Annotated in this window: 24 protein-coding genes; 14 read left to right on the top strand and 10 right to left on the bottom strand. The window is 49.0% G+C overall.

The features are described 5' to 3' along the window. Positions 1-241: 241 nt before the first annotated feature. Complete coding sequence (aat, locus tag GY683_RS08250; protein WP_297288271.1) at positions 242-988, top strand: leucyl/phenylalanyl-tRNA--protein transferase; 747 nt, start codon at positions 242-244, stop codon at positions 986-988. Positions 989-991: 3 nt separating this feature from the next. Here aat and GY683_RS08245 read toward each other — a convergent pair whose 3' ends face one another. Continuing rightward, the gene (locus tag GY683_RS08245; protein ID WP_297288270.1) at positions 992-2,233 is read right to left on the bottom strand and encodes an NAD(P)/FAD-dependent oxidoreductase; all 1,242 of its coding nucleotides are present in this window, start codon (positions 2,231-2,233) and stop codon (positions 992-994) included. Further along, positions 2,226-2,396 (bottom strand): oxidoreductase-like domain-containing protein, encoded by a 171-nt coding sequence (locus GY683_RS08240; RefSeq protein WP_297288269.1) that lies wholly within the window; start codon positions 2,394-2,396, stop codon positions 2,226-2,228. Before GY683_RS08240 ends, GY683_RS08245 begins: the two co-directional genes overlap by 8 nt. 121 nt (positions 2,397-2,517) lie before the next feature. Here GY683_RS08240 and GY683_RS08235 point away from each other — a divergent pair, with 121 nt between their 5' ends. The 5 genes from GY683_RS08235 (at position 2,518) to GY683_RS08215 (ending at position 6,384) form a co-directional block, all read left to right on the top strand. After that, positions 2,518-3,342, top strand: coding sequence for a M48 family metallopeptidase (locus GY683_RS08235; RefSeq protein WP_297288272.1), 825 nt, complete (start codon positions 2,518-2,520; stop codon positions 3,340-3,342). A gap of 16 nt (positions 3,343-3,358) precedes the next feature. Next, on the top strand, positions 3,359-3,679 hold the full coding sequence (locus GY683_RS08230) for a BolA family transcriptional regulator (protein WP_297288268.1): 321 nt from the start codon (positions 3,359-3,361) through the stop codon (positions 3,677-3,679). 42 nt (positions 3,680-3,721) lie between these two features. Next, positions 3,722-4,123, top strand: coding sequence for a hypothetical protein (locus tag GY683_RS08225; RefSeq protein WP_297288267.1), 402 nt, complete (start codon positions 3,722-3,724; stop codon positions 4,121-4,123). Between the two features lie 89 nt (positions 4,124-4,212). Further along, complete coding sequence (locus GY683_RS08220) at positions 4,213-5,922, top strand: SulP family inorganic anion transporter (RefSeq protein WP_297288266.1); 1,710 nt, start codon at positions 4,213-4,215, stop codon at positions 5,920-5,922. Between the two features lie 132 nt (positions 5,923-6,054). Continuing rightward, the gene (locus tag GY683_RS08215) at positions 6,055-6,384 is read left to right on the top strand and encodes a sulfur transferase domain-containing protein (protein WP_297288265.1); all 330 of its coding nucleotides are present in this window, start codon (positions 6,055-6,057) and stop codon (positions 6,382-6,384) included. Between the two features lie 59 nt (positions 6,385-6,443). On the opposite strand, the gene GY683_RS08210 is transcribed toward GY683_RS08215, so the two are convergent. Then, on the bottom strand, positions 6,444-7,196 hold the full coding sequence (locus GY683_RS08210; protein ID WP_297288264.1) for an RluA family pseudouridine synthase: 753 nt from the start codon (positions 7,194-7,196) through the stop codon (positions 6,444-6,446). Between the two features lie 186 nt (positions 7,197-7,382). Between GY683_RS08210 and trxA the strand changes: the two genes are divergently transcribed. The 3 genes from trxA to GY683_RS08195 all read left to right on the top strand — a co-directional run bounded on the left by trxA (position 7,383) and on the right by GY683_RS08195 (position 9,934). Continuing rightward, positions 7,383-7,703 carry a thioredoxin gene (trxA, locus tag GY683_RS08205; protein ID WP_046698645.1) on the top strand — a complete coding sequence of 107 codons (321 nt, stop codon included), beginning with the start codon at positions 7,383-7,385 and terminating at the stop codon, positions 7,701-7,703. A 231-nt stretch (positions 7,704-7,934) separates the two neighbouring features. After that, a complete protein-coding gene (gene rho / locus GY683_RS08200; protein WP_297288263.1) occupies positions 7,935-9,203 on the top strand; it encodes a transcription termination factor Rho in 1,269 nt (422 codons plus the stop codon). Between the two features lie 332 nt (positions 9,204-9,535). Continuing rightward, the gene (locus tag GY683_RS08195) at positions 9,536-9,934 is read left to right on the top strand and encodes a hypothetical protein (RefSeq protein ID WP_297288262.1); all 399 of its coding nucleotides are present in this window, start codon (positions 9,536-9,538) and stop codon (positions 9,932-9,934) included. A 97-nt stretch (positions 9,935-10,031) separates the two neighbouring features. Here the strand turns inward: GY683_RS08195 and GY683_RS08190 are convergent, their stop codons facing one another. The 4 genes from GY683_RS08190 to GY683_RS08175 form a co-directional block, all read right to left on the bottom strand. After that, positions 10,032-10,319: a hypothetical protein gene (locus tag GY683_RS08190; protein ID WP_297288261.1), complete on the bottom strand. Its 288-nt coding sequence runs from the start codon at positions 10,317-10,319 to the stop codon at positions 10,032-10,034. 115 nt (positions 10,320-10,434) lie between these two features. Next, on the bottom strand, positions 10,435-13,221 hold the full coding sequence (gene secA, locus GY683_RS08185; protein ID WP_297288260.1) for a preprotein translocase subunit SecA: 2,787 nt from the start codon (positions 13,219-13,221) through the stop codon (positions 10,435-10,437). A gap of 73 nt (positions 13,222-13,294) precedes the next feature. Next, positions 13,295-14,581 (bottom strand): glutamate-1-semialdehyde 2,1-aminomutase, encoded by a 1,287-nt coding sequence (gene hemL / locus GY683_RS08180; RefSeq protein WP_297288259.1) that lies wholly within the window; start codon positions 14,579-14,581, stop codon positions 13,295-13,297. Between the two features lie 50 nt (positions 14,582-14,631). Then, positions 14,632-14,970, bottom strand: coding sequence for a zinc ribbon domain-containing protein YjdM (locus tag GY683_RS08175; RefSeq protein ID WP_297288258.1), 339 nt, complete (start codon positions 14,968-14,970; stop codon positions 14,632-14,634). Positions 14,971-15,130: 160 nt separating this feature from the next. Between GY683_RS08175 and GY683_RS08170 the strand changes: the two genes are divergently transcribed. Together GY683_RS08170 and GY683_RS08165 are read left to right on the top strand one after the other, a co-directional pair. Then, positions 15,131-15,850, top strand: a complete 720-nt coding sequence (locus GY683_RS08170; RefSeq protein ID WP_297288257.1) for a folate-binding Fe/S cluster repair protein — start codon at positions 15,131-15,133, stop codon at positions 15,848-15,850. Beyond that, positions 15,843-17,162: a D-amino acid dehydrogenase gene (locus GY683_RS08165; protein ID WP_297288256.1), complete on the top strand. Its 1,320-nt coding sequence runs from the start codon at positions 15,843-15,845 to the stop codon at positions 17,160-17,162. The genes GY683_RS08170 and GY683_RS08165 overlap by 8 nt, the downstream gene beginning before the upstream one ends. Positions 17,163-17,215: 53 nt before the next feature. On the opposite strand, the gene GY683_RS08160 is transcribed toward GY683_RS08165, so the two are convergent. Together GY683_RS08160 and GY683_RS08155 are read right to left on the bottom strand one after the other, a co-directional pair. Further along, positions 17,216-17,836, bottom strand: coding sequence for an FMN-binding negative transcriptional regulator (locus GY683_RS08160; protein WP_297288255.1), 621 nt, complete (start codon positions 17,834-17,836; stop codon positions 17,216-17,218). Between the two features lie 16 nt (positions 17,837-17,852). Beyond that, positions 17,853-18,152, bottom strand: coding sequence for a hypothetical protein (locus GY683_RS08155; protein WP_297288254.1), 300 nt, complete (start codon positions 18,150-18,152; stop codon positions 17,853-17,855). A gap of 25 nt (positions 18,153-18,177) precedes the next feature. Here GY683_RS08155 and GY683_RS08150 point away from each other — a divergent pair, with 25 nt between their 5' ends. After that, entirely contained in the window at positions 18,178-18,306 is a 129-nt protein-coding gene (locus GY683_RS08150) for a hypothetical protein (protein WP_297288253.1), read from the top strand. 30 nt (positions 18,307-18,336) lie between these two features. On the opposite strand, the gene asd is transcribed toward GY683_RS08150, so the two are convergent. Further along, entirely contained in the window at positions 18,337-19,173 is an 837-nt protein-coding gene (gene asd, locus GY683_RS08145) for an archaetidylserine decarboxylase (protein WP_297288252.1), read from the bottom strand. Positions 19,174-19,272: 99 nt separating this feature from the next. Here asd and GY683_RS08140 point away from each other — a divergent pair, with 99 nt between their 5' ends. Both GY683_RS08140 and GY683_RS08135 read left to right on the top strand, forming a co-directional pair. Further along, positions 19,273-19,611: a hypothetical protein gene (locus GY683_RS08140; protein WP_297288251.1), complete on the top strand. Its 339-nt coding sequence runs from the start codon at positions 19,273-19,275 to the stop codon at positions 19,609-19,611. A 47-nt stretch (positions 19,612-19,658) separates the two neighbouring features. After that, positions 19,659-19,997 (top strand): PACE efflux transporter (locus GY683_RS08135; protein WP_297288250.1); only part of this gene is annotated, 339 nt, incomplete at its 3' end.

Genomic DNA, 19,997 nt, shown 5'->3' with positions numbered 1-19,997 from the left:
GAATGGTTTGGCAACGCCTGCGATTTGGGGCATCAACAAGGCTGTGATGAATATCGCAGGCTCAATGGCTTGGGTTATTAATCCAATTTATTGATACCGCCCCCAAATCATCAAAAAGAGCGTTAATTCGCTCTTTTTTTGGGCTGATGGTGCGATGGCTTGGTATTTTTTGGGCGATGTGCTAGAATTGAGATTATCAAGAATCATTCTTGATTTCTAAGTTTATCATCTGATTCATCTCATGCCATCTTTAGACCTTGCCGACTTGCATACCATCGCCGACCGTGCCGCCTTTGATTTTGGGCGGATTATTGATCTTGCTGATGATGATGGTTTTATCGGTGCGGGGGCGGACTTATCCACCGCCACGCTGCTGAATGCTTATCGCAGCGGTGTATTTCCTTGGTTTGGGGCGGATGATCCCATCTGCTGGTGGTGCCCACCTGTGCGCTGTGTGGTTCATCCTGATGACTTTCACCCTGCCAAATCTCTCATCCGCACCGCCAAGAAGATGCCATGGCACATCACCACCAATCGCGCCTTTGGGTCTGTCATGACAGCCTGCGCTGCCCCACGCGCCTACAGCGATGATACTTGGATTAACGATGAGATGATAGACGCCTACACCAAGCTACACGACATGGGCGCAGCCATGAGTGTGGAAGTATGGGACAGCGCGGCAGATGACGCTAAGCTCGTCGGCGGACTGTATGGCGTGCAATATGGGGCGGTATTCTGCGGCGAGAGCATGTTCCACACCCAAAAAGACGCCTCAAAGATCGCCTTCTGGGCGCTCATGCACCTCGCCACATCCGCTGGCATCCGCCTGATCGACTGCCAGCTTGAGAATTCACATCTGATGAGCCTAGGCGCGACCTTAATGCCACGCGATGAGTTCCTGACCGCTCTAGCTACCCTTAATCGCGCACCGACACCGCCTTTATCTGGCAGTATGAGCACGCGCGAGCTTGCGCTCATTGATGGCTGATATCTACCAATCCATGCCGATGTCTTGGGCGGCAGCATAGCCACTTGCCCACGCCCATGCAAAGTTATACCCACCCAGATGACCCGTCACGTCCAGCACTTCCCCGATAAAATACAACCGCTCGCACAGCCTGCTCTGCATGGTCTTGCCATAGATCTCATCGCACGCCACACCGCCACGGGTAACTTCTGCCACGCGGTAGCCTTCGGTGCCTGACGGCTTGATTTGCCATGCGTTTAGAGTTCTGCCCAAATCGAATAACTCTTTGTCCTTGATATTGGCAAGCTCGATGTCCTGATACCCCATCCAAAAATGCGCCTGCAATGCCAAGAGCAGCTTCTTGGGGAAATATGGGGTCAGCACGGTGCGGATGAGCTGTTTTGGGTGGGATTTTTTGGCGGTGATTAATAGCTCTGCAGCATCTAGCTTGGGTAGCAGATTGATATTGATGCACTCGCCAAGCCGCCAATAATTCGACAGCTGTAGCATGGCAGGGCCAGACAGCCCACGATGGGTGAACAGCATAGGCAGCTCAAAGCTCACCTTATCATTAAAGGCGATGACGTCAAGGCTCACGCCTGCCAGCGACTTAGCCATCTCACCCACGTGATCGGTGAAGGTGAACGGCACAAGAGATGCCTCGGTTGGCACGATACGATGCCCAAACTGAGTCGCCACCTGATACCCAAACCCACTCGCCCCAAGCGTCGGGATGGACAGCCCACCCGTGGCGATGACCAGATGACGGCACGACAGCTCATAGGGCTTGGCGTTCTTTGGGCTGACATGAATAACAAAGCCATTCTGCTCATCATCTTTGATGATGCTGTCGATGGTAGTATTAAGCCGTATTGTCACGCCTGCCTGCTCGCACTCAGTCAGCAGCATGTTTAGGATGTCTTTGGATGAGTCATCACAGAACAGCTCACCGTGTGATTTCTCGTGATAGGCGATGCCGTGTTTTTGCACCAATTTAATAAAATCATCACTGCTATAGCGACTAAGAGCCGATTTGACAAAATGCTCATTCTGCCCGATGAACTCATTGGCGGTGACGTTTAGATTGATGAAGTTACACCGCCCACCGCCAGACATGAGGATTTTTTTGCCGGCTTTGTTGGCATGGTCGAGCACCAGCACGCGCTTGCCATACAGTGCGGTATTGAACGCGCAGAACAGCCCCGACGCCCCTGCCCCGATGATGATGACATCAACGCATTCACGATCAGCACGAGCCTCACTCATCAGAGGCGCTCACATCATTGATCAAGTGAGCGTACTTGGCGTCATAGTCGGCTTTTTGCATTTTATAGATTTCAAAGACGCACAGATCATCGCAGCCATTATCACAGCATTCATAATCTTCGGGCGGCTCTGGTGGGGGCGGGATGTCATTGGGATGGGTCATATTGGCACACTTGTTAAAAATTTTGTGGCTTTTTGTAGCCGTCGCTTGTATTTATTGTGGCATTTATTATAATTGAAAGCATGAGAAAATACACGCATTGTGTGCATTGTTACAGGATAACATTATGAAATTGCTCAAAAAATCCCTACTCGCCGCAACATTAACCGCCACCGTCGCCCTGCCAATTGCGGGCTGCTCTAGCACCACCGATGGCGGCACCGTGGGCGCTGATCGCAGACAGCTGTTATTGGTATCTAGCAGTGAAGTCATACAGCTATCCAACCAAGCTTACCAGCAGACCATCGCACAGGCACGCGCCCAAGGCAAGCTTGACACCAATGCCGCACAGGTTGCACGCCTACGCCGCATCGCCAATGACCTAATTCCTCAGACTGCCGTATATCGCCCTGACGCGACACGCTGGCAATGGCAAGTACATGCCATCAGCTCAAATGACATCAACGCCTATGTCATGCCAGGTGGCAAGATCGTGTTCTATAGTGGCATCATCGACCGTCTAAACCTAACCGATGCCGAGATCGCCGCCATCATGGGCCATGAGATGGCGCACGCTCTGCGCGAGCACAGCCGTGAGAAGATGAGCCGCAGCGTCGCCACATCTGGCGTGCTGTCCATCGCAACTGCTGCACTGGGTCTGTCATCAGGTCAGCAAGAGCTGGCAGGTCTGGCCAGTCAGCTGGGTCTAAACCTACCACACTCGCGCACCCAAGAAGCCGAAGCGGATAAAATCGGTCTAGAGCTGATGGCGCGTGCAGGCTACAACCCAAATGCCGCCATTACCCTGTGGCAAAAAATGCAGCGCGCAAGTGGTGGCTCAACCCCTCAATTCCTAAGCACTCACCCAAGCAGCACAAGTCGCATCCAAGCCATGCAGGCACTCATGCCGACGGTGACACCACTGTATAATTCATCGAACAAGCGCTAAGAGTTAAGGTTATCTTATGAATACTCCGACCGCTGACGCGATTATCAATAACTTGCAAAGCCTCAACCCTGCACACATCACGCTTGATAACGAAAGCCACATGCATGCAGGTTATTATGAAGGCAAAGAGAGCCACTTTAAGCTTGTCATCGTTAGCAACGCCTTTGATGGCAAGCGCTTGGTGGCTCGTCATCAGCTCGTTTATGCACTGACGAATCCCTTGATGATGGCGAATGGTGGCACGATCCACGCCCTCGCCATTCATGCCTACACCCCTGACGAATGGTCGGGGCAGGCGCCTGACAGCCCCAACTGCGCAGGTCAAAATCGTGGCTAAATTCCACCCGTTTTTATCTTTTATCCATTTTTGAGAATTGTTATGAAAAAAATCCTATCACTAGGCGCATTGGCTGCCATCACCGCACTGACTGGCTGTGCCACCACGAGCAACATCGCGCCACAGTACGTGAATCCCACCAACTACAGCGGTCATGACTGTGCTTATCTGCAAAGTGAAGTTGCTCGCGTGACCAATCTGGTCGAAAAAACCCAAAGCCAACAAACACCGCTATCAGCAACAGGCGTTGGCATCGGCATCGCGGGTGGTCGTGGTGGTATCTATCCTAGCATCAGCTTTGGCGTAGGTTCAGGCAGCTCAACTCGTGCCGCACGCACCAACACACTTGCCCGCCTATACGGTGAGCATGATGCCATGGTCATCGCCGCCCGCCAAAAGAACTGTGCATTCGCCCAAAACATCAAAATCTACGGCGAAAAATAACCCAAATCATCAAAAATCATAAAAATTTTTGACAAGTTATTCAAAATCGTCCAAAATAAGCCGCATCTATTGTGGCTTATTTTTTTGTGATGTCTATTCTTCCTAACTGGCTTGGTACACTGCGACAAAACCCAAAGCTCATCAGCAATGATCTGATGGCAGGGCTAATGATGGCGGTATTGGTCATCCCTCAGAGCCTAGGTTATGCAGCACTGGCAGGATTGCCGCCCATCATGGGACTATACGCATCCATCGTCCCGACCTTGGTGTATGCTTATCTTGGCGCAAGCAGCATCAATGCAGTAGGCCCCGTTGCCATCACTGCGATCATGACATCCAGCGCGCTATCTGGCTATGCTACAGGTAGCGTGCAGTATGTGATCTTATCCATCACGCTTGCCATGATGGTGGGTGGAATATTGTGCCTAGCTAGCATTCTAAGGCTTGGATGGATCATGCAGTTCGTCAGCCGCGGCGTGTCCTCAGGCTTTATCAGCGCAGCAGCGGTACTGATCGTCATCAGCCAACTAAAAAACCTCATCGGCGCGCCCATCACAGGCGGCAGTCTCATCGACATCATCAGCAGCCTATCGAGCACCCCCGTCACCATCAAGCCATACACCGCCCTATTAGGCGTCGGCGCACTCATGATTTTATTGATCAATCGCTATGTTGATGCGTTGTGGGCATGGCTGCCCAAGGTGCGAGCAGACTTCGCCAAGCGACTTGTGGTGATCATCGTCACGATACTCTCCATCATACTCGCCACACGCCTTGGGTGGGCTGCGCTTGATATTCGATTGCTTGAGCCTTTGCCTACTGGATTGCCTACGTTTAAGTTTTTGCCGTTATCATTTGGCACCCTGTTAGATCTACTACCATCGGCGTTATTAATCGCGCTCATCGCTTTCATCTCAAGCTCTGCCATCGCCAGTAATTATGCGCGCATCCATCAGCAGCCTTTTGATAACAACAAAGAACTGCTAGGTTTAGGCTTTGCCAACATCGCCAGCAGTGTCACAGGGGGCTTTACAGTGGCGGGCGGTTTGTCACGCACCAGCCTGAACATCAGCCTTGGCGCCAAGACGCCCTTTGCATCAATCGTGTGCGCGCTTGGCATTCTATTCATTTTGTTGTTTTTTGGGCAGTATTTGGCAGGCTTGCCTTATGCAGTGCTATCCGCCATCATCGTAAGCTCCGTGCTGTCGATGATCGACATACAGACCCTAAAAACCGCCCTAAAACACGACAAGGCAGACGCGCTGTGTCTGGTGCTGTGCTTCGGTGCGGCGATTATCTTCGGGCTTAATATCGGGCTTGTGGTTGGGCTGTTGGTTAGCTTTGCACTGATGATCTATCGCTCTCATCGCGTAAACATCGCCATCCTCGGGCAGCTTGGTAATAGCGAGCATTTTCGTGACATCTCCCGACATAAGGCAACCACCTTTGATAACCTGCTGATGGTGCGCATCGATGAGAGCCTGTATTTTGGTAATGCACTGACCATCCATGAGACATTGCGAAAGCTCTACTACGAGCACCCCAAGGCCACCGAAGTCATTCTTATCATGACGGCGGTGAATCACATTGATCTGACCGCCCAAGAGATGCTCTCATCCTTCAATCAATATATCCAAAGCCAAGGCAACCGCCTACATCTGGCGGAAGGCAAAGGCCCTGCCATGGATATTCTAAAGGACAGTGATCTATTTAAGCACCTGTCTGGCGAAGTATTCTTGAGCACCAAGCTGGCTGTGGATAAACTAAAATACCAAGGCGATGATTGGTGCGGGATGTGATGGTTTATTCCTAAATTTTTAATTCTTGTCAGAAATTTAAATTTTAGGAATAAGCTTATGCGCAATCAACATTGAATCAACCAAAAAATTTCGCTAAGATAATCGCATCTTTTACGAATCTGGATGATGACAATGAATACCCAAACTATCACTTTATATAAACAAATTCACCCCTGTCAATGCCAAACCCTATCAACGCTTGGCTTTAAGAGCATCATCAATCTGCGTTTTGATGATGAGTGTGACAACCAGCCCAAGGCAGCAGAATTGGGCTTGAGCGCAAGCAGCACAGGATTGGAATATCGCCACTTGCCTGTGGATAGTGAGAGCCTGCCCTTCGATGTCGTACAGCGATTCGCCCAGCTGATCAATGAACTGCCCAGCCCCGTGATGGTGTTTTGTGGCACGGGCAGCCGCGCCAAGCGCATTTATCAAAGCGCGGTGGTGAGCGGCCTTATCTAGGCTGATAATTGATTAATACAAAAGACCGCACATGGTGGTCTTTATTTATGGTACAAACTCTAAAAAGGCACTTCACTTTCCCAGTCCATCCACACCCCATGCGTAGGATGCTTTAGGCGAAGCTTATGGGCGTGCAAGTTTAGACGTGGCGCGATCTGCAGCGCCGTGCCTGTGGCATAGATGGGATCGCCGATCATGACATGCCCTAGATGTACCATGTGCACTCGCAGCTGATGGCTTCTGCCCGTGATGGGCTTTAGCGCGACCCGCGTCACCGGATGTGTGACACCCTGATCGTCGGTGCGCAGCTCATGATGCAGCACTTCATAATGTGTAAGCGCACGCTTATTCCAGTTCATGTCCACAATGTGGCGCGGCTTAGTGCTGGGCTCATAACGCACAGGCACATCGATGATGCCTTTTTTGTCATCTTTGGCGATCGTGCCGAAGACGACCGCTTGATATTCCTTCGTGGGAATGCGCTCGATGAATTGCTTTGAGATATGAGTCTGCGCCGCCTCGTGCTTAGCAAAGATGATTAGACCTGATGTATCCATATCTAGCCTATGTATGAGCTTGATGTTAGGATTTACCCTAAGCAGCCGTGACTGCAAGCTAACCTTTAACACTCGCCCATCTACACTTAGCAGTCCCGCAGGTTTATCTCCCACCCAGATGTCCTCATCTTCATAGACGGTGATAGACTGGATAAACTCCCTAAAAAATACATCTGAGCGTGCCTGCTCATCAGCATTCATCTTAGCAATGGCTTCGTCATTTAGGCGGTCGTGGCGTTCTTGGGTGTGGTTCATGATGGTGTTTGATGAAGTTAATCAGGATAATTGGCAAATTTAATGGAACAAAGCCTGCCTTTTTATAAAAAGTTTGCTATTATAGCACAAACAGATGCAGTGATTTGACATTCAACCATCTTGAAAAATCCCCAAGCATCGCCATATATTTACCAAATTAACCAACCAAATAAGGCAGGAATAATCATGTCAATCATCAATACCACAGACGCTAATTTTGACCAAGACGTACTTCAAGCCGACAAGCCTGTGCTTGTGGATTTTTGGGCTGCTTGGTGCGGTCCTTGTAAAGCCATCGCGCCAACGTTAGAAGAGCTTGCTGATGACTATGCAGGTCGCGCGCAGATCGTTAAAGTCAATGTCGATGACAACCCTGAAGTTGCGGCACGCTTTGGCATTCGTAGCATCCCAACGCTATTCGTCTTCAAAGGCGGCGAGAAAGTAGACACCATCGTTGGCAGCCGTCCAAAATCAGAATTCGCAGCACTGCTTGATAAGCACCTATAAGCGCATTCACACCACAAAAAAAGACTTGTTTTGCAAGTCTTTTTTTGTTTTAAGTGCCCAACACTCTTGATTTTCGGGATAAAAACTCGTATTATTATGCCCTAGCCGTTATCCTGTCAAAAACACCACTCCCAACGGCATTCTCAATATCAAATCATTAACAGATTTTTTCGGTCAAGCATTCGCAAGGCCGCTCAACTTTTCATGATTAACTTCCCCTAAGACCTATCCATGAATCTAACTGAACTCAAAAGAAAGCCAGTCGCCGAACTGCTCGCCATCGCTGAGCAAATGGGACTTGAGAACATGGCTCGTAGCCGCAAACAAGACATCATTTTCGCCATCCTAAAAACCCACGCCCGCAACGGCGAGCCCATTTATGGTGATGGCGTGCTAGAAATTCTGCCTGATGGCTTTGGATTTTTACGTTCATCTGAAGGCTCCTATTTGGCAGGCCCTGATGACATCTATGTCAGCCCAAGCCAAATTCGCCGCTTCAACCTTCAAACCGGCGACTCCATCGCAGGGCAGATTCGCCCACCCAAAGAGCAGGAGCGATATTTTGCGCTATTAAAGGTCAGCGAGATTAACTTTGATACGCCAGATCGCAGCCGTCATAAGCTGATTTTTGAGAACTTAACACCCCTATTCCCCACCAAGCAGCTCACACTTGAGCAAGGCAACGGTACCACTGAAGATCTAACCGGTCGTGTGATTGACCTCATCGCCCCCATCGGCAAAGGTCAGCGCTCCATCATCGTAGCACCACCCAAGGCAGGTAAAACTGTTCTGCTACAGAACATCGCCCAAGCCATCGCCAAGAATCACCCTGAATGCTATCTGATCGTCCTGCTCATCGACGAACGACCCGAAGAAGTCACCGAGATGCAGCGCACCGTACGCGGTGAAGTGGTTGCCTCCACTTTTGATGAACCGCCACAGCGCCACATTCAAGTTGCTGAGATGGTCATCGAAAAAGCCAAACGCCTAGTCGAGCACAAGCAAGATGTCGTGATTCTGCTAGACTCCATCACCCGTCTGGCTCGCGCCTATAATACTGTCATTCCATCGAGCGGCAAAGTACTTACAGGTGGTGTGGATGCTAATGCGCTTGAACGCCCAAAACGCTTCTTTGGTGCGGCGCGTAATGTAGAAGAAGGTGGTAGTCTGACCATCATCTCAACCGCACTGATCGACACAGGCTCGAAGATGGATGGGGTAATCTTTGAAGAATTCAAAGGTACGGGCAACCAAGAAATCACCCTTGAGCGTGATTTGGCAGAGCGTCGCATATTCCCTGCTATCAATATCAAAAAATCAAGCACTCGCCGTGAAGAGCGCCTATTAGATGAAGAGACTCTGCGTCGTGTTTGGGTTCTACGCAAGCTACTGCAGCCGATGGATGACTCTCAAGCGACTGAGTTTTTACTGGATCGCCTAAAAGACTCTAAAACGAATGACGAATTTTTTGGCAACATGACCAAAAAGGCGACCTCCTAAGTCACCAAAAAACCTTGACTTGAAACAGTCATAATTCTATGCTACTATAAAGCACTGTTTTAAACGAAAAATTCTCGATTATATGGTAGATTTTTAGGCGTTTTGAATAGAAATTTGATGCTTAGCGAGCAATTAGAAATATTTTGTTACATTTTTTCTGATTTTGCTAAAAAATATCGTTTTTTATTTATGCTGAATTACTATATAATTTGCGGTGCAGTAAAGTATTTCAGGGATTTTTGCAACGAGGCGAGAGCAGTCCTTTTGTTCTCGCCTAGTGTCATTAAGAACTGTAAATACAATTGCTAACTTACTATCCTATGGAGATCACCATGAAAACCAAACTAGTTCTATCTGCTCTAATCGCTTCTCTAGCTCTAACTGCTTGCTCAAAGCCAGCTGAAGAAGCTCCTAAAGCTGCTGAAGAAGCACAAGCTGCTGCAAACGAAGCACAAGCTGCTGCTGACGCTGCTCCTGCTGACGCTGCTGCACAACAAGCTGCTGACGCTGCTCCTGCTGACGCTGCTGCACAACAAGCTGCTGACACTGCACAAGCTGCTGCTGACACTGCTGCTACTGCTGCTGCTGACGCGCAAGCTACTACTGGTGCTGCTGCTGAAGAAGCTGCTGACGCTGCTAAAGACGCTGCTGACAAAACTGCTGAAGCTGCTGCAGACGCTACCGCTCCTGCTGCTGACGCTGCTGCTACCACTGAGACTAAGACTAACTAATTTGTCTTTTTCTTAAAGCACATAAAAAGAGAACCTTTTTGGTTCTCTTTTTTATTTGTTATATCAATTAATACATATCAACATATTGGTTATGTGATTAATTTGTGGCAACCTCTTCATCCACAGATTCGATAATCTCTACCTCAATATCGCCCTGCTCTACTTCTGTCAAGGCATCAGATTCCGATACATCGCCTTCGGCAGGTTCAGTTACCAGAGGATCTTGAGTGCTTGGTTCAGTTCTGATGATTGGATCAGCAGGCTCAGCAGACATCGGAACAGTTTCTACTTCTGCAGGCTCTTCTGCAGCCGTCTCTTGTTTATCGCCACAGCCTGTCATCATGGTCACGGTCAATATAGGGGCCAGCCAAATTAGTTTTTTCATTGAAACACCCTTAAATTCATCAGATATTGTAAATGATATTTTTTATCATTGATGGTTAATTCACACAGTATATCACAAAAAATAGACAGGTAAAGACCTGTCTATTTAAGTTTTTTTACGATAGTTTGCCGTGGCATTGTTTGTATTTTAGACCACTACCACAAGGGCATGGCGCGTTACGATTAATGTGCTCAGGTATGACCACATCTTCTTCCGCCATACGTGCTGCTTGTTCTGCACTCACACCTGCCGCACTTAATGTGAAGGTGATGTTTTGAGTTGATGCTGCACGATGTTCGCGTGGTTCGCTCGCCTCTTCATTGGCTTGATTATGCTCGAGCTGCATGCGCATATGTTCGATCTGGCGACGACGCTCTTCTTCTAGCGCGGCAAGCTCTTCAGGCGTTGGTACATGAACACGCGCCAAATCCTGCACGATGTCAGATTTAATCGCGCCAAGCATTGAGCGGAACAACTCAAAAGATTCACGCTTATATTCCTGCTCAGGGTTCTTCTGAGCGTAGCTGCGCAGATGAATGCCTTTACGAAGCTGATCCATCTGAGTAAGATGCTCTTTCCAGTGGCGATCTAGGCTCTGCAACATAAAATGACGCTCAAGCTGTGCCGCGCTGTCTTCACCCATCTGGGTGCGTCTGTCTTCGTAGCGCGCGATTGCGGTATTGATGATCTTATCACGCAGACCTTCTTCATCAAGGCGGCGATCTGCATCTAGCCAATCATTGATCGGCATGTAGAATCTGAACGCGTCTTCGATTTCATCCTCTAGACCATCGATATTCCACTGATCATCCACCGAACCTGCTGGCACGAACTGATTAATCAGCGCATTATAGACCTCATGATGCATCTCTTTGATGGACTCTTGTAGATCTGCTTGCCCTAACAAGTCATCGCGCTGCCCATAGATGACCTTACGCTGCTCATTGGCGACATCATCATATTTAAGTAGGTTTTTACGCGCATCGAAGTCACGCGCTTCAACCTTGCCCTGCGCGCCTTCAATTGAGCGAGAGACCATCTTATGCTCGATCGCTTCGTCTTCTTTAAGGCCCATCGCGCGGAACATGTTCATGACACGATCGCCCGCGAAGATACGCATCAAGTCGTCTTCTAACGACAAGAAGAAACGCGATTGCCCTGGGTCGCCTTGACGACCAGCACGACCACGCAGCTGGTTATCGATACGGCGAGATTCGTGGCGCTCTGAGCCGATGATGTGTAGACCGCCTGCTGCTTTTACCGCTTCGTTCTTATTTTGCCAATCGGCTTGTAATTGCGCTTTTTGCTCTTCGGTCAGCTCGTGCAGATTATCAATCTGAGCTTGCCAGTTACCACCTAGGATGATGTCTGTACCACGACCCGCCATGTTGGTGGCGATGGTTACTGCTTGTGGGCGACCCGCCTGAGCGATGATCTCTGCTTCGCGCTCATGCTGCTTGGCGTTTAGGACATTATGAACAATACCCTCTTGATCCAGCAGGTACGACAGCTCCTCACTTGCCTCAATCGTCGCTGTACCGACCAGCACAGGTGCGCCCTTGGCGGTGATTGACTTGATCTCTTTAATGATGCCTTGGTATTTACCAAGCTTAGTTAAGAAGATCTGATCGTCCATGTCGATACGGGCAATCGGACGATGCGTTGGGATGATAACAACATCAAGATCATAAGTGGACTTAAATTCCGCCGCCTCGGTATCCGCCGTACCCGTCATGCCGGACAGCTTGTCATACAGACGGAAATAGTTCTGGAAGGTGGTGGTTGCCATCGTTTGGTTTTCGGCTTGAATCTCAACACCTTCTTTGGCTTCTACCGCTTGGTGCAGACCTTCGCTCCAGCGACGGCCAGGCATGGTACGACCCGTGTTCTCATCGACAATAATGACCTCGCCATCTTGGACGATGTAGTGAATGTTCTTGACAAAGATGTGATGCGCACGGATCGCCGCTTGTACATGTGCCAGCAGTGGCAAGCGCGCAGGGCTGTACAGGCTCTCATTGGCGCCAAGCTCACCGACCTCAACCAAGAAGCGTTCGATCTTCTCGTAGCCTTTTTCACTAATCTCAATGGCGCGGTTCTTCTCATCAATCCAAAAATCGCCGTCTTTATTATCCTTATTCGCCTCTTCATCTTCAGAGCGAGTCAGGCGAGGCACGATGGTATTAATCAGTGCATACAGCTCAGCTGAGTCTTCTGCCTGACCTGAGATGATGAGCGGTGTACGCGCCTCATCAATCAAGATACTGTCAATCTCATCGATGATACAGTAATTAAGCGGGCGCTGTTTTTTCTCAGCAAGGCTAAACACCATGTTATCGCGTAGATAGTCAAAGCCATATTCGTTATTCGTGCCGTAAGTGATGTCAGCGCGATAAGCCTCAAACTTCTCCTGTGGTGGTTGCTGGCTGTAAATCACGCCCACCGTCAAACCCAAAAAGCTAAATAACGGATGGTTCAGCTCAGCGTCACGCCCTGCCAGATAGTCGTTCACAGTAACGACGTGCACGCCTTTGCCGCTGATTGCATTTAGATAAATGGCAAGGGTCGCCATCAAGGTCTTACCCTCACCGGTCTTCATCTCGGCAATCTTACCTTCATGCAAGGTCATACCACCAATGAGCTGCACATCATAGTGGCGCATGCCATTAACACGAATGGACGCTTCGCGACACACAGCAAAGGCTTCTGGCAGGATGCTGTCTAGGCTTTCACCTTGCTGATGGCGCTCTTTGAATTCAAAGGTTTTTTGGCGCAACTCTTCATCGGACAGCGTCTGAATCGTAGGTTCATAGGCGTTGATTTTTGCGACAATTTTACGCATGCGTTTGAGCTCACGCTCATTTTTAGTGCCAATGACACTGCCGATAATTTTACTTAACATGAATGTTCCAACAAATTTAAATTTTTAACTATATAATGATAAACAGGCCAAATACAAGGCATAATCATTTTAATCACAACGTTGCAAAGACTTCATCCGCCGCCGCGAGCGTCTTTTCAATATCGTCATCAGTATGTGCACTCGACATGAACGCCGCCTCAAAAGCAGAAGGCGCAAGATAAATGCCACGCTCTAGCATGCCATGGAAAAACTGGTTAAAGCGTTTGGTGTCGGCGTGTGCCACGTCATTAAAGTTTTTGGGTAATTCTTTGGCAAAAAACAGTCCAAACATACCGCCCACATGACAACTTGCAAAATCTATGCCATGCTTATCCGCCAATGCTTGTAAGCCATTTACCAGCTTGGCGGTTTTGGCGGTCAGTCCCTCATAAAAATTCGGACGAGTTAATTCATCAAACATTGCCTTACCTGCACGCATGGCTAGGGGGTTGCCAGACAGTGTCCCTGCTTGATAGACACCGCCCAAGGGAGCGATACATTCCATAATCTCACGCTTACCACCAAATGCTCCCACGGGCAAGCCAGCTCCGATGATTTTGCCAAAGGTGCTAAGGTCAGGGGTAATGCCAAAATGGTGGCTTGCTCCACGCAGTCCCACCCGAAAGCCTGTCATCACTTCATCAAAAATCAACACCGCTCCGTGCTTGGTGCAAAGCTCGCGTAGGGTATTATGAAACTCTTGACTTGGGATAACCATGTTCATATTGCCCGCTATCGGCTCTAAAATTACGCACGCAAATTCATCGCCAAATTTATCAAAGGCAGAACGCAACGCCTCAATGTCATTATAAGGCAAGGTTACGGTGTACTTGGCAAAGTCGGCAGGCACGCCTTTGGATGTCGGCTCGCCAATGTCCAGCATGCCAGAGCCTGCCTTGACAAGCAGACTGTCCGAATGCCCATGATAGCACCCTTCAAATTTGACAATCTTATCTCGCCCTGTGTAACCACGAGCCAAACGAATGGCACTCATGGTCGCCTCCGTGCCTGATGACACCATGCGAATGAGCTCAATGTGCGGAATAATGTCAGCAATCAAATCCGCCATCGTCGTCTCAAAGGGTGTGGGAGCCCCAAAGGATAAGCCGTCATCGGCAGCCTGCTTTACCGCATCGATGACCTTAGGGTGAGCGTGCCCCAAAATCATAGGTCCCCACGAGCCAACGTAATCAATGTACTCACGCCCTTCGGTGTCGTACATATACGCACCTTTGGCACGGCTCACGAATACAGGCGTACCTCCCACCCCTGCAAAGGCACGCACGGGCGAGTTTACGCCCCCCGGAATATGGCGTTTAGCTTTTTCAAATAAGACTTGGTCGGCGGTGAGTGTCGTCATGGGAATTCCTTGTTATTTGATTTATTGGTACAAAAAGGCAAGCGATGAGATTAGGCTTTTTTTACCACGCTGGATTTTAATTTCATCGCACCAAAGCCGTCGATCTTACAATCAATGTCATGATCATCAGGCGCATCGTGAATCAGGCGGATAGATTTGACTTTCGTGCCTACTTTGATTGGCGTTGATGAACCTTTAACTTTAAGATCCTTAATCACAGTCACGCTGTCGCCATCATTTAGCACATTACCCACCGCATCCTTAATGACAGGCGTGTCGTCCGCATCTGCATCCACCGACCATTCATGCGCGCACATTGGGCAGATCAAGAAATCGCCATCGGCATAAGTGTAGTTTTCTTCGCATTTTGGGCAGGCAGGTAGATTCATGATACATCCTAAATAGAGCTAAAATTATGAGCGCCTAGTATAGCAGATTTTGCGAATTTTTTGTTGATACAAAATGTTAATCTTGCCTTGAAAATGCTACAATGACAACCATAACATAACTGCTTTTTATTTATCTCACAACAAACAATAAGAAACAATCATGACAACGACAATACCCACTTTTGAACAAGTCACCCTAAGCGGTAAAGACGCCGCCAAATTCTTACAAGGTCAATTAACCATTAATATCGAGAAATTAACCGATGATTTTTTGCCTTGTGCCATCAGCGATCTAAAAGGTCGCGTGCAGTTTGGGTTGTGGGCGAGACGCATTGACGATGAGACCTTCGCACTCGTCACCTCGGCGGACTGCATGAGCGATCTGACTGCGCACATCAAAAAATACGGCGCATTTTCTAAATTCACTCGGTCTGATGTCACGCCCATCTATCCTAGCATAGAGAATAGTCAGCCAACCTTTAGCGATGATGCCGATCAAGCCAATGCTCAAAACTGGGCAAACTTAAGCATCCAAACGGGCAACTACTGGATAACCAAAGCCATCCAAGGGCTATTCCAACCCCAAGAGCTGCGCCTACACCAGCGTGGGGGCGTGGACTATGATAAAGGCTGCTATCTAGGGCAAGAGATCATCGCCCGTCTGTGGTTCAAGGCAAGCCCAAAAGCCTACCTGCACCGTATCCTGCTCACAGAACAGGCAAATGACGGCGATAAACTTGGCAAAGTACAAATCGTCAATAGCGTACCTACCGATGGTGGCTTTGACGCCCTAGTCATTGGCTCGCCTGAGAATGTGGCGGAAATCGGGGAGATTTTACCTCTGCCCGATAAGCTTATGGGTGATGTGGCGCGTGGCTAATACCAATAAGCCAACCGTTACGGTGCTCGGTGCGGGCGTTACGGGTGTCACTAGCGCTTGGTATCTGTCTCAGGCAGGCTTTGATGTAACGGTCATCGACCGCCAAAACCTGCCCGCCATGGAGACCAGCTTCGCCAATGGCGGTCAGATCTCAGTATGCCACGCCACGCCATGGGCCAATCCCAGTACCCCCCTAAAGGCCCTAAAATGGCTCAGTCAGCCCGATGCGCCTCTGCTTTATCGCATCAATGGCAACATAGAACAAATGCGATTCATCTATAGATTCTTAAGAGAATGCACCGCCAAGCGTGCCGACGCCAATCTGGTGCAGATGGTCAATCTGGGGCTGTATTCTCGTGATGCGCTAAAGGATCTGTTGGCACAGTTACCATTGGCATTTGAACAGCGGCTACAGGGCATCATGCACTTTTATACCAGTCATGTCGAATATCAGTCCGCAATCACGCCCACGCAGAGAATGCAGACATTGGGCTGTCATCGCACGCTCATCAGCCCCGATCAAGCTCGGCGCATCGAGCCTGCGCTTGACATGCTGGGTGACGCCCTAGTGGGGGCGACTTATACCGATGCCGATCTGTCTGGTAATGCCCATCTATTCACCCGCGAGCTCGCCAAGCACTGCCAAGCGCAAGGCGTCAAATTCCTACATGACACACACATCGATAGCATCCATCAGACCAACGGCACCATCACCCATCTAACACTCACCCACAAAGACAACACCATCACCCATAAAAGCGACCATTATGTCGTCTGTCTGGCAAGTCATGGCAAGGCACTGCTTGATGCGATTGGGGTGTTTTTACCGATTTTCCCTGCCAAGGGTTACTCAGCCACTTATCAAGTGCTTGATGGCGCTCGAGTGCCACAAGTCAGCCTGATCGATGATGAGTATAAGCTCGTCATGAGTCGCCTCACCTCCGATCAGCGCGATGTACTGCGTGTGGCAGGTACGGCAGAATTTAACGGCTATAATACAGATCTAGATGAGACGCGCTGTCATGCCTTGACCCGCCGCGTTCGATCTCTGTTCGGCGATGCGTTAAGTTATGATGAGCCGAATTACTGGACAGGACTGCGCCCCATGACACCGTCCAATGTGCCCCTCATCGGACAGGCGCACTTCGGGCAGGTACGTCACGGCTCGACAGGGGAGACACTGGATAATCTATGGCTGAACACAGGTCATGGCACGCTTGGCTTTACGCACGCCTGCGGCTCCGCCAAAGCACTGACCCATCTGATGGCAGGCAATACACCTGATTTGATGTTTGATTTTGTGGGACTGTAAGCAGAATACAATGTAATTCACCAATCAGATGCACCCTTCCAATCAGCCCTAGCCTATTCGCACGTTCTGGCAACCACCTCCGCCAGCCCCACTTGTCCGCTGTCGGTCAAGCCTTGCACCACACTGTCAAAATCGCCCTGCTCTCGGTTTTGGCTAAGTTTAAATTTGCCAATCATCTCACCGACATCCACCGTCAAGCCCAAAATACCCCGTATCTCGTCCGCCAGATAGTCGGCAGGGGCATCTTTCATTCTCCAAGGGGTGTCTTGCGTGCTTTCGTGGATATTGGTCAACGTGCCAACCGCACGCATCAGCCCCTTGACATCATCAAACACATTGGCACGCCCACGCACCTGCACCACTTCATAATTCCACGTTGGCACATGGCGGTGGTGGACGTGTTTGGATGGATACCAGTTGGGCGTGATATAGCCCTGTTCGCCATGAAACAGTACCATCACGTCCGCCCCATTGACATACTCGGCAAGCGGATTGGCTTTGGCAAAATGGGCGATGAGCGTGAGCGTGTCGTCTTGTTGCACCACATAAAAGGGCAATAAATCCGCTTGGGGCGTGCCGTCTTTTATGCTGATAAGCGTGCCTAATGGGTGGGCTTTGATAAAGTCGGTAAGAACAGTGCGGTCAGTTTCGGTAAAAAGTTGGGGTAGGTGCATGGCTTTCCTACATCAATCAAACGGTTACACTAACAACAGCAAGAAGAACTATCATACTAAACAGACTTGGCAATCCAAAAAGCAATAAAAAGAATATGCCAATACCGATTTTCGCCCAAAGATTTTTAAATCCACAAAAATCAAACAGCATTAAGGCGGTCAAAGTATAAATAAGTATGTCAATAAGGATAAGGATAAATATTGGTGAATGTATTAAGTCAATAGGTTTTGATAAAAAAATTATCAATGAAATAATATTGGTAATCAAAAATATCAAAACCACCAACGCCCAAACCGCCTTTTGTGCCTTTACCATGATAAGTATCAGATAGGATAACATCATGCCAAAGAACAACCCAAACACCACACCGCCTATCATAAGACCAACATATAGCCCAAGCCACACCAAAAGCACCGAGCCAAAGGCGGTTAATGCCAATGCACCGACATTGTTGTTGGGCGTGGTGTGACCAGGTGGAGTATTGTCAGGCGTGGCGTTGTTAGGATTTTGCAAATTGTCCAATCCTCTGCCCCATGACAACCGTCTTACCATGCACAAACTCATCGCTCCATATGGCATTTGCCGATTTGGGTAGCACGATAATGGCGGTAGAACCCAGATAGAACCGCCCAAGCTCATCGCCTTTTTTGAGCATGATGTCATGCGTGCGGTGCTGAATGTAGGGCGTGCGTTTGATTGCCCCTGTCGCCACAGACTCAATCCCCGCCACAATCATCGCCCCAACCAGCACCACGCAAGCACGCCCAAAAGCGGTATCAAATTCGCACACCAGCCGCTCGTTACGGGCGAACAGGTCAGGCACATTCTCGGCGGTGGTGTTATTGACCGAAAACAGTGTCCCCGGCACATAGCGTGTGGCAACCAACGTGCCGTCAAAGGGCATATGCACACGGTGGTAATTGGTGGGAGCAAGATAAATCGTGGCAAATGAGCCATCCACAAACGCTTTACCCAGCTCAAAATCCGCCAAAAGTTGCCCCACGTCATAATCTCGCCCTTTGGCTTGAATGAGTTGCCCGTTTGTGATTGCTCCGATTTGGCTGATTTTGCCGTCAGCAGGGCAGGCAATGCCGTCTGTCGTCTCGTCAATCGGTCGCATACCATCTTTTAATTCACGGGTAAAAAAGTCGTTGAAGCTCTCATAATCGTCCAAATCACCACGCTCATATTCTGCCAAATCAATGTTATAAGCCTTGGCGAAAGTGTGGACAAAGGCTTTTTTGATATACGGATTTTGGCTTTTGGCAAGGTAGCCTGCCACTTCTGATAGGGTTTGCTGCGGGGCTAAGTTTTGGGCCAGGGTAAATAGGTTCATGTTCATACCTTTACAATAATTAAAATAACAAATCAACCACGCTATTGTAACGTATTTTGTTAAGATAAGGACTTCTTTATTTTTAAAAGGCGGATAAAAATGTTCAAAAAAACATGGCGCATAAGCTACAATGGCATTGACATCAAGGTGGATAACGCATGGAGCATCTTTGGCGGAACAAAAGAGACCGTTTTTATCAATGGTGAGCGAGTGTATTTATATCAAGGTCAGTTTTTTTCCTTTAAAAAACTGCTGACTTTTAAAAATCCGTTCAACGCTCGAGCAATATTTGGCACAGCTCATGATTTTTATGTCAATGGCACCAAAATCACCATTAAGCTTGGCAATAACGCACAAGGCACGGGCGTGGCGTGTCAGATTTTTATCAATGATGAGTTTTATTATGGCGATGATAAGGTGTTGTTTGCCGATTCATGATTGGCTAATATATTTGCTATAATAACCGTTTTATTTTGCTAAATTTTATGTCAAACACCCCAACCAGTCCCATGACTGCCAAAGAACGCCTATTTCATGCCGTGCTGTTTGAGATTGGGGCGATTGGGCTGACGGTGGCTGTTTTTGCCCTGCTTGGCGACAACCATAGCCCGACCCACGCCACAGGTTTGGCGGTGGCAATCTCGGTGCTGGCGGTTGTGTGGAACATGGTGTTTAATTTTTTGTTTGACAAAGTGGTAACGGGCGAACGCCTTGACCGCTCGCTTGGCACCCGCCTTGTCCATATGGGATTGTTTGAAGGTGGGTTATTTTTGGCAACCGTGCCGATGATTGCCTATGCCCTAGATGTCTCGCTGTGGACGGCG

This window comes from Moraxella sp. (assembly GCF_024227015.1).
In the GTDB taxonomy this organism is placed as follows: domain Bacteria; phylum Pseudomonadota; class Gammaproteobacteria; order Pseudomonadales; family Moraxellaceae; genus Moraxella.
The sequence above is the reverse complement of the archived record's forward strand: the minus strand, read 5'-3'. Positions and strand labels throughout refer to the sequence as shown.